Here is a 26286-nt window from a genome sequence, read left to right on the forward strand (position 1 = left end):
CAATCCCTTATCCTAAGGGGTCGAGCTAAAAAAACCGCCCTGCTTATCGAGGGCGGTTTCTTCTCTCTGGTGTATCGTTTTTCCCGAGTCTGGGCTACTGCTCTGGCAAGTTGAGATCTAGCTTGGCTGCCGGTTGGCCGTTTTGTTGATTTTCAGCCTGAGCTGCTGCTAGCGCACGTTTAAAAGCACGCCGTTTTTGCATCACCACAAAACCTGCGCCTCCCAGCAACACCAGTAGTACCCCACCCCCAACCAGAACCCAAAGTAGCCACCCCATTCCCTCTTCAGGCTGCTCTTCGGTAGACTCGGCGCTGGAGGCCTGAGCGGCGGCCGACATCACCTCTACAGGAGGCGGCGGTGGCGGGAAGACATTGAAGGTTTTCACCGGCAACTCGATTTTCAGCTCACGGCCGAGGCGAGTGGTGCCATAGAGGGTTGCTTTCACCTCATGCTGACCGACCTCCTTGATGTTGGAGAGATCGATATCAAGCTTGGGGTCGCTGGCGGTCTCGCTGAACTCGTAGAGGCCGCCCACATTGCTGGTCACACTCCCCTTGACCACCACGGAGGCGGGATCCAGCTCATCACGGTCGATTAGCAGTGAGAGCTTGGCACCCAGCTCATCCGAAGGCGGCGACAAGTTATAGCTGAACGGATAGGGGTAAAGCAGAACATCCTGATAACGGGCACGGACAAAAACCTGATTGCCCGTGCTGAACATGGCGCGGTACTTGCCACCGGGAATATCATGCAGCGTCACTTCCGCCGTCATGATGCCATCGCCCGGCACTTCGTCGAGCCCCTTGCCATCATCGCGATAGTGGCCAAGTACTTGATCCAGCACGACCTCTTTCTTATCGGCATCGCTGAACGATTGCAGCTTGACGGTCATGCCAAGATCAGAGAGATAGTATTTATCTTTCGGCGGCTGACCATTGATCAGCAACCACGCCTTGAGCTTGACCACCTCCCCCTGATAGAGCTGCATCGGCAGGGCGGCGATATCGAGCCGGATATCGGAGAGAATGCGCACCCGGTTGTCGGGATCCACCTCGCCAATCGCCTGCCAGGGGCCCGGCATGGGATTGCGCAGGGTAATGAGATCATGCTCCGGCAGCGCCAGCCAACCCACATCTGCGGGTTTGACCTTGCCCACGTAAAGCTTGCTGCCATCGGGGCGAACCAGGATCACGGACGGGGTGCCCGGCTTGCGCTTGATGATGAAGGTGATCTCCTTCACGCCGTAATCGATGCGAAAGCGGTTATCCAGCAGCGGAATATCGGAAGGGGCAAATACCTCGGTCGCCATCGCCCCCAGCGAGAGCAACAACAGCAGACCGGCACACCACTTGCTCATTGCCGCCACAGACAACTTCCTCCCTTTTTCTGTACCAGATCCAGTCTCGCCTCGTGCAGGGCCTGAACCTCGGCACTGGCACGCACCACCTTGAGGGCGGGTCGGTTGCTCTCTAACCGACGAATACTGGTGTCCTGATTGCTTTCGTTTTCGTTGCTTTCGGTGGCCAGATTGAGTTTGGTCTGGCCGCCGGTCATCAGCAGGTAGACGTCCGCCAGGATCTCCGCATCGAGCAAAGCCCCGTGCAGGGTACGGTGGGAGTTGTCGATACCGTAACGATCGCACAGCGCATCCAGGTTGTTGCGCTTGCCGGGGAAGAGATCCCGCGCCATCGCCAGGGTATCTGTGATGGTGCAGATATCCGCCGTTTTGAAGTTGAGTCCGAGCTTGCTGAACTCGTAGTCCATGAAGCTCACGTCAAACGGCGCGTTGTGGGCGATCAGTTCGGCGCCGCGGATGAACTCGAGGAACTCGTCGGCGATCTGGCTGAACGACGGTTTGTCACGCAGAAACTCGTCGGTGATACCGTGCACCTGGATCGCTTCCGGGTCGACCAGACGATCAGGCTTGATATAGACGTGATAGTGGTTACCGGTCAGCTTGCGGTTGATCACCTCCACACAGCCGATTTCGATAATGCGGTGCCCCAGATAGACAGGGCCGCCCGCCGTATTCATACCTGTGGTTTCAGTATCCAGAATGATCTGGCGATTCAGTTGGGGTGTGTTCATGATCCAATCTATGTCAAACTTCGGCTTTACTTACTCGCTAGTTTACCCCAAGCCTCATGTTAAAACAGATTGATTGCTCATGTTAAAACAGATTGATGTCTATACCGACGGCTCCTGCCTCGGCAATCCGGGCCCGGGTGGTTACGGGGCCGTGATGGTCTACGGCAAGCACCGCAAGGAAATTTCCGCCGGATTCAAGTTGACCACCAATAACCGGATGGAGCTGATGGCAGCCATCATGGGGCTTCGAACCCTCAACGAGCCCTGCAAGGTGCGCCTCACCACCGATAGCCAATATGTGCGCCAGGGGATCACCCAGTGGATCATCGGCTGGAAAAAGAAGGGGTGGATGACCGCCAACCGGCAACCGGTCAAGAACGTCGATCTCTGGAAGGAGTTGGATGCAGAAGTGGGTCGCCACCAGATTGAGTGGCTCTGGGTAAAGGGCCACTCCGGCCATCCGGAGAACGAACGGTGCGACGAGTTGGCCAGAGATGCCGCCTGCGGCAAGGATCTGGCCGAGGATACCGGTTACCAGCCCTGACGGGCCATGCCCGGTGTGGCGAGGGACTTTGGCAGTTGCCAGCGCCGCCGCACCGGGATCAGTGGAAAACGCCGTTTACGGGCAGCAATCACGTATACCGACGCAAACGCCTTGCAATAATCCCGCCCGATACTCTCCCGCCACCAGCTGTGCCAGCTCTGTTTACCCATAAACGAGTAACCGAAACGCTCGTCAAACATCACTTCACACCCCAATAGATGCAGCCAGTCCGTCACCCGCCCAGGGGTAAACATCCGAGCAGACCAGGGCAACTTGCTCCGTAAAAAAGGGATACAGTGGCCAACTCCCACCAGACTCACCGGATTGTAACCACTGATGATGAGCCAGCCATCATCGGTCAGCACCCTTTCGGCTTCACGCAATACCTGATGGGGATCGGCGGAGAAATCGAGGCAGTGAGCCAGCAGACAGGCATCGACGCTGCCGGTTCGCACCGGCAGCTCGAGGGGATCGCCATAGATGTCCAGCAGTCGTCCCTCAGGCGCGACACCCACCTGATGACGAATGGATGAACATTTGCAGGAGAGCTCGGCGCTCAGGGCTCCGACCTTGAGCAAGTGATACCCGAACAAGTTGGGGCACCAGCTGTCGAGCCGCTCCTGGATCTCGGCCGCCACCCAGTCCCCCATAGGCAATGCAGACCAGCTGGTCGGGATCTCGATTTGTTGTTCGGTACGTGCCACCTGCATAATAGGGCTCAACTCGGGGTTTCGAACGCCATCCTGTTATATAAGATACCCTCCCTAAAGAGAAGCAGACTCATGTATCCAGTGATCACAGTTCCAGCCTTTAATGACAACTACATCTGGTTGATCCGCCACGAAAATCACTGCCTGGTGGTCGATCCGGGCGATGCCGCACCCGTGCTAGAGCGGCTTGAGGCATTGGGGCTGGTGCTCGATGCCATCCTGCTGACCCATCACCATAACGACCATGTCGGGGGCGTCACCGAGCTGCTTGCCCACTTCCCCCACGCCCGGCTCTATGGCCCCAAACTTGACCCGATGCCGGATCACCACGGTCAGTGGCTGGAAGATGGCGATCAGATCAACTGGCACGGCCTCGCCCTCGAGGTGATCCATGTGCCCGGGCACACTCGCGGCCACATCGCCTACCACGGCAACGGCATGCTCTTTTGTGGCGATACCCTCTTCTCGGCCGGTTGTGGCCGCCTGTTTGAAGGGACGCCGGAACAGATGTACCACTCGTTACAGCGCCTTGCCGCCCTGCCCGACGAGACCCTGATCTACTGCGCCCATGAGTACACACTCTCCAACCTGTGCTTTGCCTATGCAGTTGAACCGGACAATCCGGCGATCCGCCGCCAGATCGGGCTGATCAGCAAACTGCGGCAACAAGGGCTGCCAAGTCTGCCAACCCGGCTGGGTGACGAACGCACTTTCAACATTTTTCTGCGATGCGAACAGGATTCAGTGAAATTTTCTGCTGAAAAACATGGGCTAAAATGCGTGGAAAATCCGGTAGATACCTTCACCATCCTGCGTCAGTGGAAGGACGTTTTTTGAACAAACCTTGATCAGGGGGCCATTGCCCCTTATGATGCGAGCTGTTTTTCCTAAAAATGACCGGAACGAGATGAAGGTACGAACGGCCTTATTGGCAGCGCTGTTGCTCAGCGGCTGCCAAAACCTGAGCCATCAGGATGACCGGGCGCTAACGGCAATCGAGCCGATCAAGTCCCCCCAGGTCAAGAAAAAAGCGCATAAAAAACACTCTTCCCATTTCCTGTTTGGCGATGAACAGCTGGACGAAATGGAAGATACGGACAATCTGTGGGTGCGTATCAGCGATGATATGCAACTGGAAACTCCGGACAATCCGCGCATCCGCCAGCAACGTGAGTGGCTGTTGCGCAATGATAAGCATCTGGCGACCATTGCCAGCCGGGCTGAACCCTACCTCTATCTGATGGTAGAGGAGATTGAACGGCGTGAGCTGCCAATGGAGCTTATTACTGTCCCGATGATCGAGAGCATGTTTGATCCCCATGCCCGATCCCGCAGCAATGCCGTCGGACTCTGGCAGTTTGTGCCAGCGACAGGCAGAAACTTCGGTCTGCGCCACGACAACTGGTATGACGGACGGCGCGATGTGCTGGCCTCCACCAATGCGGCGCTCGACTATCTGGAGTACCTGAACCGCTTCTTTGACGGTGACTGGCTGCAGACGCTGGCCGCCTACAATGCCGGGGAAGGACGGGTGCGCAACGCCATACAGCGTAACCAGCGCGCAGGCAAACCGACCGACTACTGGTCGCTCGATCTGCCCCGCGAAACCCGGATGTATGTGCCCAAGATCCTCGCCATGGCTGACATGATCAGTAATGCGGACAAGTACAATATCCAGTTGCCGGTGCTCGCCAACGAGCCGAAGCTGCGAGTGGTGGAGACCGGCAGCCAGATCGATCTGAATGTGGCCGCCCAACTGGCCGGTCTGCGTACCTCACAGCTCAAGGAGGTCAATCCGGCCCTGAGCCGTGGTGTGATGTCGCCCCGTGGCCCTTACCGCCTGCTGGTACCGGTAGAGTATGCCGATACTCTGGAGCTGGCACTGGCCGATCTGCCCAAGAGTGAGCGTATTCGAACCCGCTCCTATCAGGTCACCAGTGGCGATACCCTGTCGCGCATTGCCCAGAATCATGGCGTCAGCGTGAACGAGCTGAAGCTGGCCAACAATCTGCGCAGCAACAACCTGCGTCGCGGTCAGCAACTGGTGATCCCGACCCACGGTCAGGTCAGCAGCAAGGCCAGCTCCGCCAGCAAACCGCAGCAGCTGGCAAGCCGTGGTAGCAGCCAGAAGGCCAAAGTCAGTTACAAGGTGCGCTCGGGTGACAACCTGTGGAGCATCAGCCAGGCACACGGCGTCTCCCACGAAGAGCTCGCCAAGTGGAATGGTCTGAATGCCAAGTCGGCGCTCAAGCCAGGCATGAAGCTGGTGGTCTATCCCAAGCAAGGGAAGAAGAGCGACAAATCGATGGTGTATCAGGTTCGCCGTGGCGACTCCATCTCCTCCATCGCTGCTCGCTTCCAGGTGGCCATCAACGATGTGATGCGCTGGAATCAGCTGGATAAAGGGGATTACCTCAAGCCCGGTCAGGAGCTGACCCTGTTTGTGAAGAACAACAGCTAAGCCTCACCGCTTGAACCCGATAAAAAACGGGGCCAGTCATCTGACTGGCCCCGTTTTTTATTATTACTGCTGCTAACCGCTGCTGTGTCTGAGCCGCCGACTAAAACAATGGCTTGGCGCCACCTGCGGATGCATCACCGCTCTGCAGGCAAAACTATCACCGCTATTCCCAGAGCCTTGTCGGCACCACCATCAGCACGGTGCGCTGACCGATCGCCACATTTGCATTGGGGAAGACCACCGCCTCACGCGGCTTCTCGACTGTGTAACGCAGCTCACCATCCTCGGCCAGCACGAACCCTTGGGGGAATTCGGTGAAGTTGTCCACATCGCTGGCGAACAGGAAGCGAAAGTCCGCCGATTTTTTGGTGATCACCCGATCGATGGCAAACAGGGTGAAATCATCCGCCCGCCACGGCTCCAGTGCCACCTCATCCTGAGTGACCAGCTCCTGCAGCGCCTGACGGGTTTCGATAAAGCGGGTCATATCGTTCTCGCCAAACGGGCGCACCTTGCCCAGCTCCACCGTGAAGGCATGGGCGCCATGCTGGCGGGAGCTGTAGTAGCTGAAGGTCGTGGTCGGGCTGGCGGAGAGCAGAATAGTACGCACCCCGCAGGCGCCGAGGAACTGCACCTGCTCGCGGCAGTGAGGCCGCTCGTGGGGGAAGGGGTAGACGGCAAACTTCTCGTGGCGCGAGCCGCGAATGGCGGTGTGCAGGTCGTAGTGGTAACGGGGACGAGCCGGATCGGCAAAGAAGCGGCTAACATACTGCTCGAGGCGCATGGCACGGATCCGCTCCCGATTGCAGAGCCCCTCCCCCTTGCTGTGGGCGCCAGAGAAGAGCCGGTTCATGTTCTCCTCCACTTCTCGCAGCCCCAGATTCATCGCCGCCGGATTGCCAAACAGGAACAGCACCCGATGGCGGGCGCTCAGCTCGCCTGAGAGCAGACGGCTCAGCAGCTGGTTGCAGATCTCGATGGGGGCAGTCTCGTTGCCGTGGATACCGCAGGAGAGGACGATATCCTTGCGTCCTCCCGGCTGATCGCCCGCGCCACGGGCAGGCTCCAGACAGAGCACGCCGGTATCCCAGACGCTGACCCGCGCACCATCGGGCAGGGCAAATTCAAAGGGCTCAAGCTGCCACTCATGGCTGCGGGTCAAGGCCAAAAAATCGTGCTGGGGAATCATCCGTCTCACCCTCTCGCTCTGGAATACTATGGCCGGATTATACGCAAGGCATCGTGGCTTAAAATCATTTTTTAAACAAATTCAAACATTAACGATACAAATGTGATAACAATCGAACGATGACAGCAATGACAGTAGCGATGTGGAATAAAGAGGAGAGGAAAAAGGATCAACAAATAACAGGGGGAAAACGGGGGGAGATAAAACAGACAATAACAGACCTGGCAGTTGGTCCCCACAGGGGCAGAACAGCAAACGACTCAGCAGAAAAACAAGGCATCCATGCCCGGTAGATCAACCACGCCAGAACGGCTTGGTGGTCTCTTGATAACGGTCAGCTTCGTTCAGGCCGATGTCTTTGAGCAGGTACTCGGGCAGCTCGGAGAGCTGGCGACGGCTGCGGCTGCGCTCCAGCCAGGTCAGAACGGTCATTTTAACGCGAGCAACCAGATTCAATTGGCTGGAATGCTGGTAACCGGTTTCGGTATAAGCCATGTTGGCCATGATGTGGCTCCTCTGAATATTTGTTTACGCACTGGGCTTTATTTGATGCGCAAAGCTTAGTCAGGGAACAGGGCCGACTCAATTGACGAATTTTGATACGTTACATTAGTAAATCTAATGTCTAAAAACGGCAGGATTTAATTTTAACGCTTTGATTTTAAACAAATAATTATTTTAACAGTTGGCCAGCAGAGTCGCACAGCATATTGTGCTGCATGGCACCCATCTATATATGCATTTTACTGCTTTACATATGCAGGGATGGACAAGGTGTGAACAGCTGGCAACAGCGGAGCTACACGTGATTGTTAATTTAATGATCTTGTGGTGATCTTTATTTAACACTCTGAAACATAAATAAAACCATTACCACATCCCCATTCAGAGGCGCACATTGCCCCCTCCTCAAAGTGCCTCTTGGCACTCCAACCGCATGCTGGTATGTTTATTTATACAGTAGTTTTGCTACCCGCAGCAATGTCATACCTGATGTCGTCAACAGCGGGTCAGACCACAGGATCATCGATGGATACCTTTACCCCTACCGCCGCCCTGCGTCAACAGATGGCCGCCATTGAAACCTCTCTCAACCAGCTGGCCGATCTGCTTGGCCAGCTCGAGCTGCAGGAGGCCCATGTCTATCCCCTCCCCCCGGTGGCGCAGGGGGAAGAGCACGACCCGATCGAGCAAATTGAGGTGGGCTATCTCAACGGTGAAGCCGCACTGGCGGCCACCCTCGCCGCTTATCGGGACCACAGCGCCCGCCCCGGCTGCTCCACCAAGGCGACTCACCGGCTGCCCGGCTGGTTGCGCTTTCCTGCCGCCGCCGCCCCGCAGCTCCAGCCGCTGGTTGAGGAGATCAACCAGCGCAAGCTTGATTTCAAGGGGCTGGTGCAACAGGCGGGGGGACGGGATGAGAAGTTCGAGCTGGTACATACCGCCCTGCCCGGCGTGATCACCCTGCAGGTCTACCGCAAGCTGACCCTGTTGGCGGGGGAGCTGCAATCCCTCGGCTTTACCTGGGCTGACAAGCAGACCATCAATCGCCTCACCCGCGAACAGGTGCTGGAGATGCTGGAGCGCAGCCGCCGCTACATACCGGCCCTCTCCAACAACGAGGAGTGGAGCAAGATGGTGGATCAGGAGGTGTACGACATTCGCCGTCTGCCTGCCGATGCCGAGCTGCGGATCCGCCGCCCGGTCAAGACCCACCCGATGATCAACCTGCTCTGGCTGGAGCGCACCCCGCGCAAGCAGCAGATCAAGGCGAGCCTGCCTCTGCTGCTCTGCTCGGATACCCCGCCTGCAGTCACCCATCTGGGCAACTATCCCCCCAAGAGCCGGCAGGCGCGGCGAGATCGCAAGATTGGCGGCGAGCCCATCATCGAGCGGCTGCACCTCTATCTCTATCAGGGGTGACTGGATCAGGAATAGCTGGGCCGCCTTGCCGCGATAAACGAGTACCCCATATCTGCGTCCCAAACGAGAAAGGGGAGAACATCTCTGGATGTTCTCCCCTTTTCTATCTCGATAGGCGGTATGAAAGGCGGCGTCGCCAATCAGCCCATCAGCAGGGCTCGCAGGCTCTCCACATCCAGCCCACGCACCTCGGACTGGCCGCTCAGCAGGCCATCGGCCAGCGCCCGCTTCTCGTCGTGCAGGGCGACAATCTTCTCCTCCACCGTCTGCTCGCACACCAGCCGGTACACGGTCACCGGCTGGGTCTGGCCCATCCGGTGCGCCCGATCGCTCGCCTGATCTTCAACCGCCGGGTTCCACCAGGGATCGAGGTGCAGCACGGTATCGGCCTGGGTGAGGTTGAGGCCGGTGCCCCCCGCCTTGAGGCTGATGAGGAACAGCGGCACCTCCTCGTGACGAAAACGCAGGATGGAGTCCTGACGGGACTTGGCGGAGCAGCCCCCATCCAGATAGCAGTAGTCCCAGGACTTCTGCTCGATGCGGGTCCGCAACAGACTCAGCAGATCGACGAACTGGCTGAACACCAGCACCCGATGACCGCCGTCGATCGCCTCTTCCAGCAGGGCCATCGCCTCGTCCAACTTGCTGCTGGTTTGCGACCACTCTGGCATCACCAGCTCCGGCGAGCAGCAGAGGCGGCGCAGCCGGGTCAGGCCACTCAGCACATGCATCAGGGCGCGGCCATCGGCGCTTTGCACCTGCTGCACCACTTCCCGCCGAGTCGCCTCGTAGAGCTGGCGCTCTTCGGGGGAGAGGCTGATGTGGTGAATGATCTCGGTCTTGTCCGGCAGCTCGGTCAGCACCTGCTGCTTGAGACGACGCAGGATAAAGGGGCTGATCACCGCCCGCAGCAGCGCCATGTGCTGGGGATCCTTGACCGCCTTGCCAAAGCGACGCTTGAACTCGCCAAGGCTGCCGAGCAGCCCCGGGTTGATAAAGGTGAAGAGGCTCCACAACTCCCCCAGATGGTTCTCGATGGGCGTGCCGGAGAGGGCGAGGCGAAAATCCCCTTCCAGCTGGAACAACAGCTTGGCGCGCTGAGTGCCGGCGTTTTTGATCTGCTGCGCCTCATCGAGCACCATGCTGGACCAGCGGCGGGACTTGAGCGACTCCGCTAGGCTGCCGAGCATGCCGTAGTTGATGAGGATCACCTGACCGGCCTTGGCCTCGCGAATAATGCGCTCGCGCTCGGCGGGATTGTCAAAGATCACCACCTCCAGCTCGGGGGCGAAACGGGCCACCTCCTCCTGCCAGTTGGTGACTACCGACTTGGGCACCACTACCAGCGCAGGGCCAAGGTGCTGGCGCATCCGCAGCACGATAAGCGCCTGCAACGTCTTGCCAAGGCCCATGTCATCGGCCAGACAGGCGCCAAAACCGTGATGGGCCAGGGTCGCCATCCAGCGAACCCCCTCCTTCTGGTAATCCCGCAGCGCGGTGAGCAGCTCCGGTGGGCAGGATACCTCCTGCTGCCACTCCTGCTGCAGGGATTGCCACGCTGCATCCCCTTCGGTGGTAATGACCGAGAGCAGGCGAGTGAGCGGATAGGCCAGCTTGTTGTTGATGCGCTGCTCTTCATCGAGCATGGCCCCCAGCATGGTGAGCCGCTCCACCAGCTTGTCGCTCAGCATCAGGCTGGTCTTCTCGTCGAGCTCAACGGTGCGCTGCCCCGGGGTCATCTGGCGCAGAATAAGGCGCAGATCGAGGATCTGGTGCTCATCGAGGGCCAGCGCCCCTTCGACCTGGAACCAGTCCTGCCGCCGCTCGATGCGCAGGCTCAGAGCCGCTTCATCGAGGCTCTTGAGGCGAGCGCTGTCCTGATGCCAGTGAATGACCACACCGGCATCCACCAGCTCGGGCAGGGCATTGACCAGCGCCAGCGCCTGTTCCCCCTGCAGCAGCCACTCGCTGCCGGGCAGGCCGATGGGCAATTGATTGCGCAGTAGCTGGGCCTGCAGCTTCTCGGCCCCGAGATCCCGCTGCCAGTAGTGGTACGCCTTGATCCCCTGCCGCACGATCGCCTCCCCCTTGCCAAGGGGCTGGGGCGGCAGATCCTCAAAGCGGGTCACCAGCTTGACCGACAGCTGACCATCCTGCCAATCCAGTTGCACCGAAGGAATGCCCGGCCAGGGAGCCAATTCGGCGTTGCCGCTAAGCCCCGCAACCTGACTGTGCCAGGGCAGCTCGGGAATGGCGTCCAGGGTGCGTTGCAGCTCGGCCAGCCCCTCGGCGGGCAGCAGCGGGATGGATTCGAGCGCTGGCAAGCGGTCGAGCAGCGGCTGCGGGGTGAGGATCAGCTGCCACAGGTCCTGCGCCAGCGGCATGATATGGGCCCCGCGGGCGGCTGCATCTGGGATCAGCAAGGCACTCATCCCCTCTTCGGTCGCGATAATCTGCAGCAGCGGCGCCGTGATGGCGAGCTGCAGCTTCTGCCCCTTGGCGTTGAACAGGCGGGGGTGATCGGCCAGCGGCGCCCAGACATCCCGGGGCAAGCGTCCCATCACCCGCGGCAGGGTGCGCACCACTGCCCAGTCGTGCTCATCGAGCAGCGCCGCATACTGGGTGGAGAGCAGGGTGGGATCGACCCGGCGGCCTGCCGTCCACTCCCCCTTGGTACTCAGCTTCTGGATCTTGCACTCCAGCTCGGGGCCGTCGGCGTGAAGCAGCCACACCAGCCGCTCCTGCGGCTTGCGTACACCACTGGAGCGTCCCAGCCCCTGCAACCAGTTGAGCCAGCTGGCGGAGGCGGCCCCCTTCTCCTCGCCGGCGTCCTCTTCTGACTCTTCGTCTTCGGCCTCGCTGTTGCGCAGTTGGCCAAGTGGCGCCCCTTTGGCTCCCTCTCCCAGCAGCAGGCGCAGCAGATCCTGACAAAACGCCATCAGCCGATGATGAGGGTCGGCGTCAAGCAGGTGGGAGAGATCCCACTTGTGCAGCATGGCCACCTGCGCGCTCTGGGCGCCGTGACGGGCCAGCGAGCAGAGATCGAGCCAGAGGTAGCCCCAGTGGAGCTCCTCCACCGGCAGTTGCAGGGTATCGAACAGCCCGACCGCCTGACCGTGGCGATCGCCCGCCCACTGGCTGAGCAAGTCGGCAAGCAGGGGGAACTGGCCAGTCAGACTGCGCTGCCACTTCTTGCGCTGCTCGCTGGCAATGACGGGATCGGCCTGCTGTAACCAGCCAAGCCAGAGCAAGGCACTAAAGGCACGCGGCCACTGTCCCTCATGACCCTCTGCCTGCCACTGGCCCAGTGCGGTGAGCAACCGCTCACCCAGCGGGCCACACTCCCCTTGCGAGGCCACTGCCTGCAGGGCAGGCCACAACAGGCTGGAATCGGAGCTCTCGCCATCCCCGCAGAGCCAGCGCCACTCCGCCTCGAACGCTTTGGCCCGGGTCTGCACCTCGGGGGCGCAGCGCACCAGCGCATTGGCCAGCGGCCAGCGCTCTTCATAGGGGGCATCGAGCAAGAGTTGCAGCGAGAAGTGCTCCAGCAGCAGTTGCTGCCAGGCGGGGCTGGAGCCCGCCAGCAGCTGATGGGCATCGGGGGTATCGAGCAGGGTGAGCAGATCGCCGGAAGAGAAAAAGGCCGGGATCTCCCCCGCCTTGCCCCGACACAGTTCGCGCACCAGCCCGTGAACCAGATCCTGGCCGGTCACCGAGGAGACCCTGCTCCAGTCCGGCGCCGGGCAGAGACCGGCCCGCACCCCCAGGATCAGCGCCAGCGTCCCTTCGGCAGTCAGGCTCCACTGCTGCTCCCCGCGCAATCTGATCAGGCCGGCATCGTGCAGCCGGGTCAGGTGGCCGGCGAGCTCATGGCCCGCGCCGAGCGTCTCTTGTAACAGACGGGTACTGGCGACACGCTGCAGTTGCAAGGCACTGAGCAGGAGATAACTATCCGAAGAGAGGGTGGAGGCAGACATCAAAACTCACGGGCAGATGCAAAAGCGGAATTTTAACGGTAAAGCGCCGCCCACTCGACCCTTTACCGTGAAATAACTCAAAAAAAAACGGCCATCCGTGATGACCGTCGAAAGTAACGAAGGAAATAGCCGGATCATCCGGTTACCTCCCACAGCGGGAAAATCGGGAGCGCTAGCCCCTAATTCGTGGGGCCAATGCTAGAGGTTGACGTATTAAAAAGCTTTGAAGCGGATCACAATTGAAAAGGATTTCTGAAAACGGTTTCAATTTTTGACGACCTAAAGAGATGATCTTGCACCAAATGAACCATCTCCAACCCGGCCTTCCTCGTCGCGGCATGGATCCCATATACCCATTTCCATTCAGGGCTCGAGGGGGCTGTTGGCCCCGACCGCCGGAATGCGCGGGGCATTATCGGCGATTGGCAGCTGAACGACTCCCCCCTTGTCCGAAGCATTGGCAGACTGATCTGGCCAGCACGCTCGGTACTCGGCCAGCTACGAGGGCAAACGTGGCGACTCACCGGTTGCAAGAAACGGGGCTTCATCCGACCGGCTTGCCCGGGCTGTCATTGATCGATAGGATGTGCCCCATTCCAAGAGGGCAGGAGCAACATGATTTTGCGACAACGCGTGGCGACAAGACTCCTGCTGCTGGTCTGCATTCTGCTGCTCAATTGTGCACTCCAGCCGCTGACCAGGCTGGCTCAGCTGGAGATAGCCGCTGGCTGCCATATGCTGACCGCCCCATCCTCCGCCATCGATGTCGATGAGGATGGCCGCGCCGCAACGCCGCAACCCGGCAGTTGCCAGCTCAACGGCAAGTGGCTCAGTGCCGCCAGCCTGCAATGCGCCGAACAGCTCTTCTTTGCCATCGCATTCCTGATCGCCCTGCTGGCACCACTGCCCCGTTGCTCGCCCCCCCTCCCCCCACCCAGAAATATCTCCCCGCCAGAACGGCGGCTTCATCTCACCCTTTGTGTCTGGCGAGAATGAGTCAGTCGCGGCTTAAACAACCCTGACTTTCATTTTCAAGAGACAACACCATGTCAAACATCTTCAAGACTGCCCTCTTGCTGGGCAGCCTGCTGTGGCAATCCATCGGATTGGCCAGCGATACCGGCTGGCTCACCAGCCCCCGCAACGATCACGCACAAATCCGGCTGCAAGCAGATAGCCGGGATCCGGCACAGCCCCGGGTGCTGCTCAGTCTGGCACTCGAGTCCGGCTGGAAAACCTATTGGCAAAACCCGGGTGAAGGGGGAATTGCCCCTGAAATTCTCTGGGATGATCCCCAACTCACTCAACAATGGCACTGGCCAGTGCCAGAGCGATTCGCGGTCAGCGGCATGTCGACCCAGGGGTATCAGCAGGCCGTTACCTTTCCCATAAGCCTTGGCCATGGCAACCGCAAGGAGCTGACCGGCACGTTACGCCTTTCAACCTGCAGCAACGTCTGCATCCTGACCGACTACCCTTTTGCCCTTGCTCTGGATGGTACGGCACCGGACGGGTTCGATCTTGCCTATGCACAGGCGATGAGCAAGCTGCCACAAGCCATGCCCAAGAGCGTCAACCTCCAGGCTGGCTACCAGCAAAACCGGCTACAGCTGAGCGCTAAGCAGCAAGAGGGGTGGCGGGCTCCGCAGATTTTCATCCAGCAGCTGGAGGGGGTCGAGTTTGGCGAGCCCAGCCTGGAGGTGCAGGGCAATACCCTGATTGCCCGCATTCCGGTCAGCGATGGCTGGCAAGGGGATGCACCGGATATCCGTCATCAGCAACTGGGCGTGGTACTGGTCAATGGTGATGAAGCCTGGCAGCGCCAGGTCACCATAGGTGATCCCCTGCCACTACCCGCTGGTGGCCACTCGCTGCGCTGGATCCTGGGAGCTGCACTGCTTGGTGGGCTTATTCTCAACCTGATGCCCTGTGTGTTGCCGGTGCTGGCCCTCAAGCTGGGATCAGTACTGCAACTGGAGACCCGTGAGCGTCGCCCGGTTCGCTTGCAGTTCCTGGCGGCAAGCGCAGGTATCCTGGTCTCCTTTTGGACGCTGGCACTGATGAGCACCCTGCTGCGCGCCACCCAGGGGGCCGTCGGCTGGGGTATCCAGTTCCAGAGCGTCTGGTTTATCGGCTTCATGGTCGTGGTGACCTTGCTGTTCTGTGCCAACCTGCTGGGGCTGTTCGAGATCAGGTTATCCAGCAATGTCAACACCCGCCTGGCAACCGCGGGTGGCAACGGCATGGCCGGTCACTTTCTGCAGGGCTGCTTTGCCACTCTGCTGGCAACCCCCTGCTCCGCCCCTTTCCTTGGCACCGCAGTCACCTTTGCGCTCGGGGCACCATCCGGTCAACTCTGGCTTGTCTTTACCGCACTGGGGATTGGCATGAGCATGCCATGGCTGCTCATCGCCGCCCTGCCCCGTCTCGCGCTTTGGCTGCCAAAACCGGGACGCTGGATGGGGCGCCTGCGCATCCTGCTCGGCCTGATGATGCTGGGCTCCAGCCTCTGGCTGCTCAGCCTGCTTGGCAACCATATCGGCCATAACAGGGTGGTGATCCTGATGGTGCTGATATCGGTGGCCCTGCTGCTGGCTGTCGTATGGCGCCACGGTATTCGCGGTGTAACCCTGGGGCTGGCGCTGGGCTGCTTGCTAGTCGCCGCCCTGCTGCTCGGCGGCGCCTTCACCATGGAGGGCAAACCACCACAGGATAGCGTCAACTGGCAGCCTCTCTCGGAGCTGGCCATCCAGGACGCACTGGCACAACACAAGCGGGTCTTCGTCGATGTGACCGCTGACTGGTGCATCACCTGCAAAGCCAACAAATTCAACGTGCTGCTGCGCGATGATGTGCAACGAGCCCTGAGTGCCCCCGATGTGGTGGCCTTGCGCGGGGATTGGAGCCGCCCCTCCGACAGCATCGCCAGCTTCTTGCGCCAACGCGGCAGTGTGGCCATTCCTTTCAACCAAATCTATGGCCCCGGGCTACCAGGTGGCGAGATCCTCTCTCCGCTGCTGGATCGTGCAACTCTGCTGGCCACTCTGGAGCAAGCTGCGCACGCCCCTGTTCAAGGAGAAACAAGATGAGATATATCCTGCTCATACAGACCCTGCCGGGAGAGCGGGGCATACCCGCAGCGCAAGGGGGAAATTATCGGCAATCGGCTGATCTCCCTCATGTAGCGCTCGGGCGCAACGTCAAAAACGCACTGGTCATCAAGGGGGAGTCATGACAGCAACATCATCCCGGATCCTCCGTCTGCGCCGCTGGAGCAAGGAAGCCCTCTGGCTGCTGCTGTTGGCGGTGATTATCTCGACAGCGCTGGACCTCTGGCGCAGTCCGGCGCTGCCAGAGGAAAGCCCGCTGCCTCAACTGCTGCTGCAAGATGGCACTCTGGCCGACCTGCAGACAATGAGTCGGGACAGACCACTGCTGATCTATTACTGGGCCAGCTGGTGCGCAGTCTGCCGTGTTACCACACCGACAGTGGAGCAGCTATGGCGAGACGGCGAAAACGTGCTGACAGTGGCGCTGCGCTCCGGCGACCAAGCCAGGTTGCAGCAGGGGATGGCCAGGAAGGGGCTGACCTTCCCGACCCACAATGATGAGCATGGCGACCTTGCCGCCCGCTGGCAGGTGAGCGTCACCCCCAGCTTCCTCATCATCAAGCAGGGTAAAGTGGTGAGCTCCACCACTGGCTGGAGCTCGGGCCCGGGACTGAAACTGCGGTTGGCCTGGGCCAGCCTCGGCTAACTCGGCCCGCCTGGGAACACTATTGCGGCCCCTCTTCCCGCTGAAGAGGGGCTGCGATCGTATCGTTCTGACCTCGATTCAGAAAAAGGCCGGAGCCCGCAGCTACGCTGTTTAGCTTTTCCTCGCCGGTGATGGCATCTTGCCAAACCAGTGCTCTGAAAGTTTCTGCGCCTGTTTGACTTCCGGCCTGGTCATCGCTGCTTCCAGCTCGTCACGAGCCTGCACCGCCTCCGGCATCCCTTCTGTTGCCGCCAATGACAGCCAGGCATAGGCATGTACCCGGTTGCGCGGAGCCCCCAGTCCCTCTTCACGCATGGTTCCCATCCGGTATTGTGCCATACGATCACCCTGTTGGGCCGCCAGCCGATACTGCTTGAGTGCCAACGCGTAATCTTCTTTGCCCCCTTGCCCCAAACGCAGCATTTCACCGTAGGCATAGAGTGCAGCCCTATTCCCTTGCCGGGCGGCCTTGGCATAGCTGGCTCTGGCCTGCTCCAGTTCACCTTGCTCCTGCTGCAGTGCTGCCAGATCTAACCATGCCCTGGTCACACCACCGTCAGCAGCACGCATTAACCAGTGGATCTGCTGCTCCCGGTCTACCTGCTGCAAACTCAATTGATATTCGGCCTCATGGGAACCGTGTGCAGCGGCCAGCTCCAGCCAGTAACGGCCCAAAGCAGGGTCTGCTGATACCAGCTCCCCGGCCAGATAAGCCTGGCCAAGCCAGAGCTCGGCTTCAGCAGAACCGGCATTGGCCGCCCGTTGATAGGCAGCGAACCCATGGATGGGGGCGGCCTGTCTGGCTTGCTTTAGCAAAGCGTCCGGTTGCTGCTGGGCTGCTGCCTTGTCGTTCCAGCGCTGCGCAAGATCCGGCCGTTTGGCGACCCCTTTACCTTGCGCATAGCGCTCGCCCAGCAGGTACTGGGCATCACGGTTGCCAAGCTCTGCAGAACGCTCAAGCCACTTGACGGCGTCCCTATCTGCCCCCGGTTGTGTGCTGTACCACCGTGCCAACACCAACTGAGCGTCGGCATGATCCCGTCTGGCGGCTTTCTCGAACCAGTCGAGGCATTCACTGACCAACTTGCCCTGATGCTGCTCCTGACACATCAGGCCCAGCTGATAGCTGGCATTGCTGTTGCCAAGGCGAGCAGAGCGCTGCCACCACTGGGTAGCGAGCGTCGGGTTTTTGGGCTCCCCGAGCCCGGCCTGATACCAGTCACCCACTTGCCAAGCAGCATTGGCGCGGATCTGTTTATCGGCGGCCAAGGGGCCAGACTGCTCGGCCGCTTGCTGCATCCAGTGCATGGCATTGGGGTAATCGGGTTGGGTTGCAAGCCGTCTGGCCAGTTCATACTGGGCGCGGCCATCCCCCTGCTTTGCGGCTTGGGATAGCTCGGTATCAGTGCGTGGCGCAGTGGCAGAGCAGGCGGTTAAGATGCTGGCGGTCAGTGCCAGCCATAGGACTCGATGGGTCATGAGAAATTCTTCGCAGAGTGAAAAAGGGGCGAATAAAACAGGGCCGGTTACAGGTAGTGCCATTATTGGTCAATCAAGGGGCAGAAAAGCTGAATTGCAGCCTCTCTGCCCCATGGCTTAATGTTTATTGACCAGCAGCTCGAAGCGGGCCAGCTTGTCCTCCGCCATTCAATATCTAAATAACAAGCCCAGATTAATTTACATATCGACTCTATGCTTGTTATTAGTGAATAACTTTACGTGACAGGATGGCCCTTTATAAACTTTATCTCGACGCATCTAATCTGCGCTTTAATCAGTTCAACGACCCATTCAAAATCCTCAGGTTTACAATATATGTTATCGCTATGTGCTGATTTAAAGGGGGTGGATTCAAATCTCAGAGCTTTTTTCCTATTGGAAATAGACAGCGTGTAGGGCCACTCTTTTTTAAACATGGTTTCATGCTCTGTCACTTCACTTTTAAAGTCAGTAAAAAATACAGCCAAGAGCGCCATACCACCTGCACCCACCAGGGCCAATGGCCCCAGCAGGGCGGCCGCGAGCACACATACCACCACACCAAGCCATGCCAAGCCACGGACTATGGTATAGGCCACTTCGGGAATCGCATCCTGATAAGTGACGATGACACCCTCAGTGGTTACCCGGTAGTGGTAATCCTTATCTGCCATAACCAAATAGCGAAAATACGGTGTCATTGCCATAGCGACACAGAATGCTAGATAAGCAAACCCCCAATCACCATCACCAGCAAGCAATACGCAACCCACAGCGAACAACGTCATAATTGTTGTAACTGTTAGAATCATTAGCCAAGCGAATGGTGTAGGAACCCAGATATCCCATTCATGGAGAGTCGGGGCTTCGCGCACCCTTTTTTGGTTGGCATCGATAATGCGCTGTTGCTCCTCCTGCGGTAGCAGATGAAAAGGGGTCTCCTGCTCATTAGCCCCAATGACTTCGTTTGCATTGTCCATTATCTGTTCCCTTGCTTGCCGACCATCAACGCGGGCATGGTACCCAAGCCGCCGGAGCTTGTCGCCAATGTGATTGGGCCGCTACTGCTACTGCTGCCCTTGAAGATAAATTCTTGCTGCACCATGCCCCCGAGATAACCCAGCTCCAGCTTGATGGCGGTATTGATATCGCCCCCCAGCGGCAGGGTATAGACCAGATCATCCCAACGTCCGCGCTGTGTCTCCAGGGTTTTGGGCTGCTTATTTGATGAACCATCTCTGTTTTTTTGGCTCGACATTAGCCTGAAAAACGTTCGATATCTCGCCCTGCCAATACAGCTCATTATTTATCAAAATTTCTTTTAAGGCCGACATCAAGGACGCCTAAAGGGGATCTGCGAAGGGAAAATTCGGTATTGAACTCCCTATACTCTTTACAATCAAGTTCTGACATAAGCAGCTTAAGGATGAAGATGAAATCCTTATGTTCACAGTGTAAATCTGAAAATGCACCATCTTCGAAAGGAACCGTTTCAAATCTAATCAAAGATTTTTTTTTCACAACCTTACACACATAAGTACAGTTTTTATTGAAACCAAGATATAGAGTCGTTACCTCTTTCTGGAAACCAGTGAAAAATATAGCGAAAAGCGCCATGCCACCGGCACCCACCAGGGCCAATGGCCCCAGTAGGGCGACCGCGAGCACACATACCACCACGCCAAACCACGCCAAGCCACGGACTATGGTATAGGCTGCTTCGGGTATCGCATCCTGATAAGTAACGATGACACCTTCAGTGGTTAACCGGTAGTGGTAATCCTTATCTGCCATAACCAAATAGCGAAAATAAGGTGTCATTACAGCAGAGACGCTCAACATAATATATACCCCGCTCCAATCCTCACCCGCGGTCAATAACAGCCCTCCCCCCCCGAGAAATAGTGTCGAGAAGAGGCACATTATTATGATGATAATCCAGGCTAATGGCGTGGGAACCCTGATATCCCATTCATGGAGGGTTGGCGCTTCACGCACCCTTTTTTGATTGGCATCGAGAATGCGCTGTTGCTCCTCCTGCGGTAGCAGATGAAAAGGGGTCTCCTGCTCGCTCACCTCAATGACTTCGTTTGCGTTGTCCATTATCTGTTCCCTTGCTTGCCAACCAACAGCGCGGGCATGGTACCCAAGCCGCCGGAGCTTGTCGCCAATGTGATTGGGCCGCTACTGCTACTGCTGCCCTTGAAGATAAATTCTTGCTGCACCATGCCCCCGAGATAACCCAGCTCCAGCTTGATGGCGCTATTGATATCGACCCCCAGCGGCAAGGTATAGACCAGCTCATCCCAACGTCCGCGCTGTGTCTCCAGGGTTTTGGGCTGCATGGCGACCTGATAGCGTGCCACATCCTCTTTAGTGCGGGCAGGTATCATCTGGCCAGCCTTGGCGAGCGGTTGGCTAATGACCTTCAGCCCGATGGTCTGCCCGCGCAAATGCGCAGGCAGCGAGAGCTGCAATTGCCATTGGGCGCGGCCGCTGTCCATCCACCCCTGGGGGGGCGTGCGTACCACACTCAGGCTGGCCCCCGGTTTATTGACTAGCAGCTCGAAGCGGGCCAGCTCCTCTTCGGCAGACCAGCCAGCAGGGTTATTGCCCCAAGTGGATTGCAATAACCACTTTTCCAGATCCGAAGTTTTAAAGATATTGAGCAGTACAGTCACGACCAGATAGGCGGCTCCCAGCACAAAGAAGCCAATGCCCATCCAGCTTGCACAGATGGCTGCGATGGATGAATAGCCCAGCAAGCCATTGATGCCTAATTGCGCAAACTGTGCCAAAAAAATTAAGAATTGTCCGCCCAATACGCCCACTTTCATCTGCAAGAGCGTCTTCTCCATGCCGCTTATCAAGGGGTCCTTACTAGCCTGCAAAGTATCCCAAAACTCAGCCCCGGCCGCCGCCATGCCCAGGCCAGAGAAGGCCAGCATACGCAGCGAGAAGGTTTTCACCAGCGCGGCATGCTCACCGACACCAGCTTCTTTCAAGGACATCCTAAGTAATGGCTCGCCATTTCTTGACAATGGCTTCAACTGCTCCCAAACCACCCCCTGATAGAGCGCGGCGATGGCATTGCCGGTCCAAGCGAAGGCCGAGCCCAGCTGTATATTGGCGCGCAACCGGCCAACCGACTGGGCATTTTGCGCCGTAGCCGCCATGACCACCGTCAGATTCCAGAGGTTAAGCAGGGCCACCAAGCCGCCAAAGGTCGTCAGATTGGGGACTCTCTCGTTCATGGCGGTGATGCGCTGATTTACGCCGCTGCGCACACTTGCCAGATAGTCGCCGATATATTGCCTGGCCTGCTGCTGGTAGAGATCGCCTTTGAGTTTCACCAGCATGGGCATCTCACGGGCGATCAAGGTATCCAGCTTTTGCTGCAGACTGCGCAGTTCGCCGTTGATAGCCTGCACTGTGGTGTTGTGGCCTGGCGGTGGTGAGCTGATGGATGCCATCTGTTTGGTAATGGACCAGATCTTCTGCTGGAAGCTGTTGGAGAGCAGGCGATAGCCGCTGTTGACCTGCAGCGGCTGATCACCGAGCAGTGATTCCAGCAGCACCAGCCTCAGATTACCTGCCAGGCTGTTCTTCCAGGCGTGGGGCAAGATGGCCGCCATGATCTGGGCATGTGCCCCCTTGGCCAATGACGTTGCTGCCGCCTTCATGGCGTCAATCACGGCTTCGGCAGCCTGGAACCAGGGTTTCTGCTTGAGCCCGTCATCACCCAGTAGCGCCTCCAGGTCGGCCGTTCTACCGAAGAGTGCCGTCATATCGCCAGAGGAGGTGCTGAGCCAGACATTGTCGACCGTCTGTTCACTCAGTCCTTTGTGCAGCGCCGCATCAAAACCATAGGGGGCCAGCGCCAGCAAGTTGTCATTGACCTTCTCGCCGAGCAGTTTTTCCAGCGTTTTTTTGTTGCCCTCTGTGCTGCAACTGAGGGAGAGAGCCTGCCCCGCCTCGGCGAACAGGGTTTGCAGGTAGGCTTGCCCTTCGGCCGTGCAGTTGTCGAGCCCCAAGGGCAGCGGATCGGCTTTGAGGCGGGTCAGGCCATTGCGCAAGTCCTCATGGGCACGGCCCACAGCCAGATCCAGTTCATTGAGTGGCCCCTGATACTGCTTGATAAAGGCATTGAGGCCACTCCAATTGACCTCGTCCTGGAACGCTGCGCGCTCTTTCCACTGACTGACCTGCTTGTGGGATGGATTGAAACCATATTGTTCCCGCAGGACCTTCAACTTGGCCTCGGCCTGTTTTTCCAGAGGAGAATCCAGCCTTATTACACCCGGCTCTGCCGTCATGTTCTCCATATCGGCTAGATAGCGATTCCCAAGATAATCATCCAGCGCCTCTTCAAAGGCATGAACCTTGGCTACATTGCCCCTGACGGAGGCGGGCAACTCTTTCTCATCGAGGCGCACTCGGGCCAGATTGCGCGTCACCTCGGCCATCATCAACTTGTGCGTGTTTGCCTTGCGCAGTTTCTCATCCTTGCCCATCAAAGCTTCGCGCTTGGCCAGCAGTTGATTGACCTTCATGGAAAGGTCTGCCAGATCGGCCAACGGATCCTCCAGAGCCACTACCATAGCGCTTTGGGGATCCGGCATTCCCGCCTTGTAGGCGGCTGGTGAAGCCGCGGGCTTGTGTACCAACAGTTTGATACCTTGCTTATCCTCTTCGGCTGGCTTGGCCAGTGGAGTGCAAGAGAGCACAAAGCCGTTATTTGGCATACCGAGATCCGCAACCTTATCTAGAGCATCAGGCAAACCACAATGTGCGGCCTTCATGGTGCTTGCAAAACTGCCCAGCTTGACCTGCCGCATCCAGGCACTGCGCAAGCCGTTGTTCTTCTCCATCTCTTTCTTGATACGCCCGGTCCAACGCTGGGGAGAGTAAATGAGGGACAACGAATGAGTCGCCGGGTAGAGCAGATGGCCCTTGCTCCCCTTGCTCTGACTGATGAACATGGCATCTTTCACTTCATATTCATCCAACACCTTGGCTTTTTCGTCATAGACATAGAGCCAGCCATCGCGCAGCTGGCGCAGGGCATAACAACTCTCCTTGAACTTGAGCGGTGAAACAAAACCCGCTCCGGCGGGCAATGGATGCTGCTGCTTCTGAGGAGGTGCGAAAGGCTCATCAAGGGCATAGCGCACCGGTACCAGGGCAATCTCTTTATTTTTAAAGGGGCAGGTGCCAACCGGGCTCTTGCAATCCTTGTTGCCGGCAGCTCCAGCTGCTTGGTTCGGGGTGCTCATGACGTTATTTCCTGTGCAATGGCGTGTTGCTCTGCCCAGTTGGCTGCCTGTTCAACACGCTGTGACGGGGTCTGTGCCGAGGGGGTAGTCAACAACCTGCTCACGATCGGGTAGGCATCACCCTGCCACCATGACTCGCCCAGGAAGCCCAGCACATTGAAAAACAGCAGCAAGTCGCGTTCGGTCTGAAATCCCAGTTGATAAGCCTGTTTGGCCCAGTGGGCAATCCATGCCTTTGGGTCGGACTGCTGCGCCAGCCTCTCAGAAAACCACACCTGCATATGGCGATAAGTCGCATCCAACTGGTTTTGCCAACTCACTTCGCCCAAGCGGGCCCATTGCACATCGGTGAGTCTGCATGTGTCGCCCATCGGCTCGGCAAGCGTCTCTTTGACCTGCCAATGGCGCCAACCGGTGCGGGTTGGCAGCCAGACTTGTGCAATTTTCCGCCACAGCCAGGGGTCTGCATCCACCATCAGACATGCCATGGTTTCCGGGGCGGCCAGTTTGAGCAAGATGCGGCTGCCGTAAGGGCTTTCGACCTCGATAAGCTGGCGCAACTGATCCGCCAGCGGCAAGAGAGGCAAAGCGGAGGCGAGCAACCATCCGGTATTGGCTGACAGGCTCTTGAACCAGCCGAGCAAGGGCTCGCTGGCCTCCACCAGACAGGGAGAGACCTCCCGCAGGCTATCCCAGGGGGCGTAGAGATAGAGCGGCTGGTAAGCCGGGCAGTCGCTGACCTCAAATAGTTGGCGTTCGAGCTCAGGGATCTGCCCGCCATCGAGCAACAGATAAAGACGTTCACCTTCTGCCAAGGTGAGCGCTGGCAATACCATTAGTTGCCCTCCTTGGCCAGCTGTTCACATATCTCGCAGACCGGCTCGGCCGATTTCAGAGTCGCAATCTGGCGAACCGTGTCGACCGGGGGCAGCGGGGGCACCGCCTCGACATCATCAGGCAGGATAGGCATCTGCCCAGCCCAACCGGAGCCAGAACCGGGACTACCGCCAGAGTTCATCTTGATGGAGCCACCACTTATCGTCACGCCATCAGCATCGACCTTGACGAAGCTGCCACCCACTTTAAGGGTCAGCTCGACACCGGCCTCCAACACGATCTTCATGCCTGCCTTGTGGTGTACCTCCTGGCCGGCATCAATCAGCAGCGATTGCCCCAGCTTCTGATGCATGGAGGCATCCACCGTCAGCGAGTAGTCCGCCTTGATCTGGTCGCGCTTCTCGCCTTCGACTGTCAGGTGGTCGTTGGCCTTGATGCGAGTGACCCGCTCGTTGTCGATATCCCGATGCTCGTCGTGTTTGATATGCCAAACGACATCGTTCTGGATGAGCACGTTCAGATCTTTCTGACCGTGGAGATAGATCTCTTCCTGTCCCGCCTGGTCTTCAAAGCGCAGCTCGTTGAAGCCCTTACCCTTGTGGGTTTCGGTACGCAGCACAGTGCGGGTCTTGTTGAGTGGCAACTCGTAAGGTGGCCGGTTGGTGGCGTGGTAGGTGCGGCCGGTCACGATAGGCTGGTCGGGGTCTCCTTCCAGAAACGAGACGATGACCTCGTGGCCGATACGCGGGATGGCCATCATGCCGTACTGACCGCCAGCCCAGCCCTGACTCACCCGTACCCAGCAGGAGCTCTGGTCGTTGGAATTGCCGTAGCGGTCCCACGGGAATTGCAGTTTTACCCGGCCGTGCTCGTCGCAGTAAATCTCTTCCCCTTCGGGACCAACCACCATGGCAATTTGCGGGCCATCCACCATGGGCTTGTTTGGCGCCTCTGGGCTGCCGATACGCGCCCGCCAGGTAGTGCTCGCCTTCACCACGCCAAATTCGTTGTGATAAACGGTCGGGCCACTGCCGCCCTCCTCCTCCAGCGCTTGCGGCTGTTCGCCGGTGTGGCGGATATGGACGACTTGCCAGTCGGTATTGAGGCTATCGTTGGGGTGCTCGGTCAGTGAGAAGAACAGCCCCGGCATAAGGGCTGCGCTATTCGATTTGCCGCTGCCCGCCACTGCATCGTTGCGTAGGGCATCGAGCCGGTGCTGGGCAAAGGCCTTGCCGCTGCCGTCCTGCTTGTAGCGACCCGGGTAGTCAAAATGCTGATAGGTATCGCGCTGATGCTCGAGCTCTGCGCCCTGCTTTTTGTGGGAGAGGCCATAAGCCGGCGTCTTGAAGCTGTAGTCCTTGAGCTCTACATCGCTTGGCCGTACCGCCTCACGGTAGTGGAACTGGCGCACGTAAGGACCTTGTTCCAGCGAGCGGTTGCCAAGGTTGAAAAAGAGCTCGGGGCCAGCAGTCAGGGCTGCGGCATCGTCAGCAAAGACGATGCGGTGTTTGCCTGCTTCAAACTCGTGGAAGTAGAAGAGCCCCTCTTCTGCGGCAAGGCGATTGAGGAAGTCGAGGTCAGTTTCGCGATACTGAACGCAGTATTCCCGCTGGGCATGTTCATTTTTCAGGGCAAAGGCGTAGTCGGTGATACCGTGTTCTTGCAGCAGAATGGAAAGAATTTCCTCGGGCTTCTGTGTCTGAAAGATGCGGGAGTTTTGGCGCAATCCCAACCGCCACATGGCCGGTTTGACTTGCAACTGATAGCGGGTGCGACGAAAACCGCTGTCCCCTTGGGCAAACTCGCTCACTACCCCGCAGACCCGGCGTTGCAGCTCGCCGTTGTACCACACCAGCAGCTCGCACGGCTGGTCCAGCACGGCACCAAAGTCGATATCGGGTTGGCTGCTTGCCAGCTCCAGCGTCAGAACAAACGGTCCGCTGAGCCTCTCATGCAAATCAAAGGCAGCGACAACGAAGGTGGTTTCTGGCAACGCCCCCACCTTGGCGGTGAATTGTAATCCTGTGCTATTGGCCATCTTGTGCC

Annotated in this window: 20 protein-coding genes; 7 read left to right on the forward strand and 13 right to left on the reverse strand. The window is 58.5% G+C overall.

Annotated features, from left to right (window positions below):
• Positions 1 to 94 precede the first annotated feature (94 nt).
• Together G5137_RS03625 and dnaQ are read right to left on the reverse strand one after the other, a co-directional pair.
• Entirely contained in the window at positions 95 to 1357 is a 1263-nt protein-coding gene (locus G5137_RS03625; protein ID WP_421205315.1) for a TIGR03503 family protein, read from the reverse strand.
• Positions 1354 to 2088: a DNA polymerase III subunit epsilon gene (gene dnaQ / locus G5137_RS03630; protein ID WP_421254933.1), complete on the reverse strand. Its 735-nt coding sequence runs from the start codon at positions 2086 to 2088 to the stop codon at positions 1354 to 1356. Before dnaQ ends, G5137_RS03625 begins: the two co-directional genes overlap by 4 nt.
• Before the next feature lie 79 nt (positions 2089 to 2167).
• Here dnaQ and rnhA point away from each other — a divergent pair, with 79 nt between their 5' ends.
• A complete protein-coding gene (rnhA, locus tag G5137_RS03635; RefSeq protein ID WP_005337815.1) occupies positions 2168 to 2632 on the forward strand; it encodes a ribonuclease HI in 465 nt (154 codons plus the stop codon).
• Here the strand turns inward: rnhA and G5137_RS03640 are convergent.
• Entirely contained in the window at positions 2620 to 3342 is a 723-nt protein-coding gene (locus G5137_RS03640) for a methyltransferase domain-containing protein (RefSeq protein WP_416014145.1), read from the reverse strand. The two genes, rnhA and G5137_RS03640, sit on opposite strands and share 13 nt — an antisense overlap.
• A gap of 72 nt (positions 3343 to 3414) precedes the next feature.
• Here G5137_RS03640 and gloB point away from each other — a divergent pair, with 72 nt between their 5' ends.
• Both gloB and G5137_RS03650 read left to right on the forward strand, forming a co-directional pair.
• Positions 3415 to 4179, forward strand: a complete 765-nt coding sequence (gene gloB / locus G5137_RS03645; RefSeq protein ID WP_421254934.1) for a hydroxyacylglutathione hydrolase — start codon at positions 3415 to 3417, stop codon at positions 4177 to 4179.
• A gap of 70 nt (positions 4180 to 4249) precedes the next feature.
• The gene (locus tag G5137_RS03650) at positions 4250 to 5803 is read left to right on the forward strand and encodes a lytic transglycosylase (protein WP_005361719.1); all 1554 of its coding nucleotides are present in this window, start codon (positions 4250 to 4252) and stop codon (positions 5801 to 5803) included.
• A gap of 163 nt (positions 5804 to 5966) precedes the next feature.
• Here the strand turns inward: G5137_RS03650 and astE are convergent, their stop codons facing one another.
• Positions 5967 to 6992, reverse strand: a complete 1026-nt coding sequence (gene astE / locus G5137_RS03655; protein ID WP_416014142.1) for a succinylglutamate desuccinylase — start codon at positions 6990 to 6992, stop codon at positions 5967 to 5969.
• Between the two features lie 294 nt (positions 6993 to 7286).
• Positions 7287 to 7496: a DUF1127 domain-containing protein gene (locus G5137_RS03660; protein WP_158112369.1), complete on the reverse strand. Its 210-nt coding sequence runs from the start codon at positions 7494 to 7496 to the stop codon at positions 7287 to 7289.
• A 525-nt stretch (positions 7497 to 8021) separates the two neighbouring features.
• Here G5137_RS03660 and G5137_RS03665 point away from each other — a divergent pair.
• Complete coding sequence (locus tag G5137_RS03665; RefSeq protein ID WP_421205320.1) at positions 8022 to 8915, forward strand: DNA replication terminus site-binding protein; 894 nt, start codon at positions 8022 to 8024, stop codon at positions 8913 to 8915.
• A gap of 140 nt (positions 8916 to 9055) precedes the next feature.
• Here G5137_RS03665 and G5137_RS03670 read toward each other — a convergent pair whose 3' ends face one another.
• Positions 9056 to 12892 (reverse strand): SNF2-related protein, encoded by a 3837-nt coding sequence (locus G5137_RS03670; RefSeq protein WP_421254935.1) that lies wholly within the window; start codon positions 12890 to 12892, stop codon positions 9056 to 9058.
• Between the two features lie 615 nt (positions 12893 to 13507).
• On the opposite strand from G5137_RS03670, the gene G5137_RS03675 reads away from it, so the two are divergent.
• The 3 genes from G5137_RS03675 to G5137_RS03685 all read left to right on the forward strand — a co-directional run bounded on the left by G5137_RS03675 (position 13508) and on the right by G5137_RS03685 (position 16648).
• Positions 13508 to 13888 carry a hypothetical protein gene (locus tag G5137_RS03675; RefSeq protein WP_421254936.1) on the forward strand — a complete coding sequence of 127 codons (381 nt, stop codon included), beginning with the start codon at positions 13508 to 13510 and terminating at the stop codon, positions 13886 to 13888.
• A gap of 50 nt (positions 13889 to 13938) precedes the next feature.
• A complete protein-coding gene (locus tag G5137_RS03680; protein WP_421254937.1) occupies positions 13939 to 15981 on the forward strand; it encodes a protein-disulfide reductase DsbD family protein in 2043 nt (680 codons plus the stop codon).
• A gap of 142 nt (positions 15982 to 16123) precedes the next feature.
• Complete coding sequence (locus tag G5137_RS03685; RefSeq protein ID WP_216978388.1) at positions 16124 to 16648, forward strand: protein disulfide oxidoreductase; 525 nt, start codon at positions 16124 to 16126, stop codon at positions 16646 to 16648.
• 111 nt (positions 16649 to 16759) lie between these two features.
• Here the strand turns inward: G5137_RS03685 and G5137_RS03690 are convergent, their stop codons facing one another.
• From G5137_RS03690 to G5137_RS03720, 7 genes are all read right to left on the reverse strand, one after another.
• Entirely contained in the window at positions 16760 to 18127 is a 1368-nt protein-coding gene (locus tag G5137_RS03690; RefSeq protein ID WP_421205329.1) for a tetratricopeptide repeat protein, read from the reverse strand.
• Between the two features lie 236 nt (positions 18128 to 18363).
• The gene (locus tag G5137_RS03695) at positions 18364 to 19107 is read right to left on the reverse strand and encodes a hypothetical protein (RefSeq protein WP_421205331.1); all 744 of its coding nucleotides are present in this window, start codon (positions 19105 to 19107) and stop codon (positions 18364 to 18366) included.
• On the reverse strand, positions 19107 to 19385 hold the full coding sequence (locus tag G5137_RS03700) for a hypothetical protein (RefSeq protein ID WP_421205333.1): 279 nt from the start codon (positions 19383 to 19385) through the stop codon (positions 19107 to 19109). Before G5137_RS03700 ends, G5137_RS03695 begins: the two co-directional genes overlap by 1 nt.
• A gap of 44 nt (positions 19386 to 19429) precedes the next feature.
• Complete coding sequence (locus G5137_RS03705; protein ID WP_052451217.1) at positions 19430 to 20230, reverse strand: hypothetical protein; 801 nt, start codon at positions 20228 to 20230, stop codon at positions 19430 to 19432.
• Positions 20230 to 23403: a T6SS effector BTH_I2691 family protein gene (locus G5137_RS03710; protein ID WP_421254938.1), complete on the reverse strand. Its 3174-nt coding sequence runs from the start codon at positions 23401 to 23403 to the stop codon at positions 20230 to 20232. The genes G5137_RS03705 and G5137_RS03710 overlap by 1 nt, the downstream gene beginning before the upstream one ends.
• Positions 23400 to 24239, reverse strand: coding sequence for a DUF4123 domain-containing protein (locus G5137_RS03715; protein ID WP_421254939.1), 840 nt, complete (start codon positions 24237 to 24239; stop codon positions 23400 to 23402). The genes G5137_RS03710 and G5137_RS03715 overlap by 4 nt, the downstream gene beginning before the upstream one ends.
• A complete protein-coding gene (locus tag G5137_RS03720) occupies positions 24239 to 26278 on the reverse strand; it encodes a type VI secretion system tip protein VgrG (RefSeq protein WP_421254940.1) in 2040 nt (679 codons plus the stop codon). Before G5137_RS03720 ends, G5137_RS03715 begins: the two co-directional genes overlap by 1 nt.
• Positions 26279 to 26286: the final 8 nt, after the last annotated feature.

This window comes from Aeromonas sp. 600282, from assembly GCF_049175755.1.
GTDB classification, from domain to species: Bacteria; Pseudomonadota; Gammaproteobacteria; order Enterobacterales; family Aeromonadaceae; genus Aeromonas; species Aeromonas veronii_A.

Bases quoted from the DNA above. Each gene is read 5' to 3' on its own strand.
- dnaQ (WP_421254933.1), bottom strand. From the start codon at position 2,088: ATGAACACACCCCAACTGAATCGCCAGATCATTCTGGATACTGAAACC.
- G5137_RS03690 (WP_421205329.1), bottom strand. From the start codon at position 18,127: ATGACCCATCGAGTCCTATGGCTGGCACTGACCGCCAGCATCTTAACC.
- rnhA (WP_005337815.1), top strand. From the start codon at position 2,168: ATGTTAAAACAGATTGATGTCTATACCGACGGCTCCTGCCTCGGCAAT.
- G5137_RS03685 (WP_216978388.1), top strand. From the start codon at position 16,124: ATGACAGCAACATCATCCCGGATCCTCCGTCTGCGCCGCTGGAGCAAG.
- G5137_RS03680 (WP_421254937.1), top strand. From the start codon at position 13,939: ATGTCAAACATCTTCAAGACTGCCCTCTTGCTGGGCAGCCTGCTGTGG.
- G5137_RS03675 (WP_421254936.1), top strand. From the start codon at position 13,508: ATGATTTTGCGACAACGCGTGGCGACAAGACTCCTGCTGCTGGTCTGC.
- G5137_RS03695 (WP_421205331.1), bottom strand. From the start codon at position 19,107: ATGGACAATGCAAACGAAGTCATTGGGGCTAATGAGCAGGAGACCCCT.
- G5137_RS03650 (WP_005361719.1), top strand. From the start codon at position 4,250: ATGAAGGTACGAACGGCCTTATTGGCAGCGCTGTTGCTCAGCGGCTGC.
- G5137_RS03705 (WP_052451217.1), bottom strand. From the start codon at position 20,230: ATGGACAACGCAAACGAAGTCATTGAGGTGAGCGAGCAGGAGACCCCT.
- G5137_RS03660 (WP_158112369.1), bottom strand. From the start codon at position 7,496: ATGGCCAACATGGCTTATACCGAAACCGGTTACCAGCATTCCAGCCAA.
- astE (WP_416014142.1), bottom strand. From the start codon at position 6,992: ATGATTCCCCAGCACGATTTTTTGGCCTTGACCCGCAGCCATGAGTGG.
- G5137_RS03700 (WP_421205333.1), bottom strand. From the start codon at position 19,385: ATGTCGAGCCAAAAAAACAGAGATGGTTCATCAAATAAGCAGCCCAAA.
- gloB (WP_421254934.1), top strand. From the start codon at position 3,415: ATGTATCCAGTGATCACAGTTCCAGCCTTTAATGACAACTACATCTGG.
- G5137_RS03640 (WP_416014145.1), bottom strand. From the start codon at position 3,342: ATGCAGGTGGCACGTACCGAACAACAAATCGAGATCCCGACCAGCTGG.
- G5137_RS03625 (WP_421205315.1), bottom strand. From the start codon at position 1,357: ATGAGCAAGTGGTGTGCCGGTCTGCTGTTGTTGCTCTCGCTGGGGGCG.
- G5137_RS03670 (WP_421254935.1), bottom strand. From the start codon at position 12,892: ATGTCTGCCTCCACCCTCTCTTCGGATAGTTATCTCCTGCTCAGTGCC.
- G5137_RS03720 (WP_421254940.1), bottom strand. From the start codon at position 26,278: ATGGCCAATAGCACAGGATTACAATTCACCGCCAAGGTGGGGGCGTTG.
- G5137_RS03710 (WP_421254938.1), bottom strand. From the start codon at position 23,403: ATGAGCACCCCGAACCAAGCAGCTGGAGCTGCCGGCAACAAGGATTGC.
- G5137_RS03665 (WP_421205320.1), top strand. From the start codon at position 8,022: ATGGATACCTTTACCCCTACCGCCGCCCTGCGTCAACAGATGGCCGCC.
- G5137_RS03715 (WP_421254939.1), bottom strand. From the start codon at position 24,239: ATGGTATTGCCAGCGCTCACCTTGGCAGAAGGTGAACGTCTTTATCTG.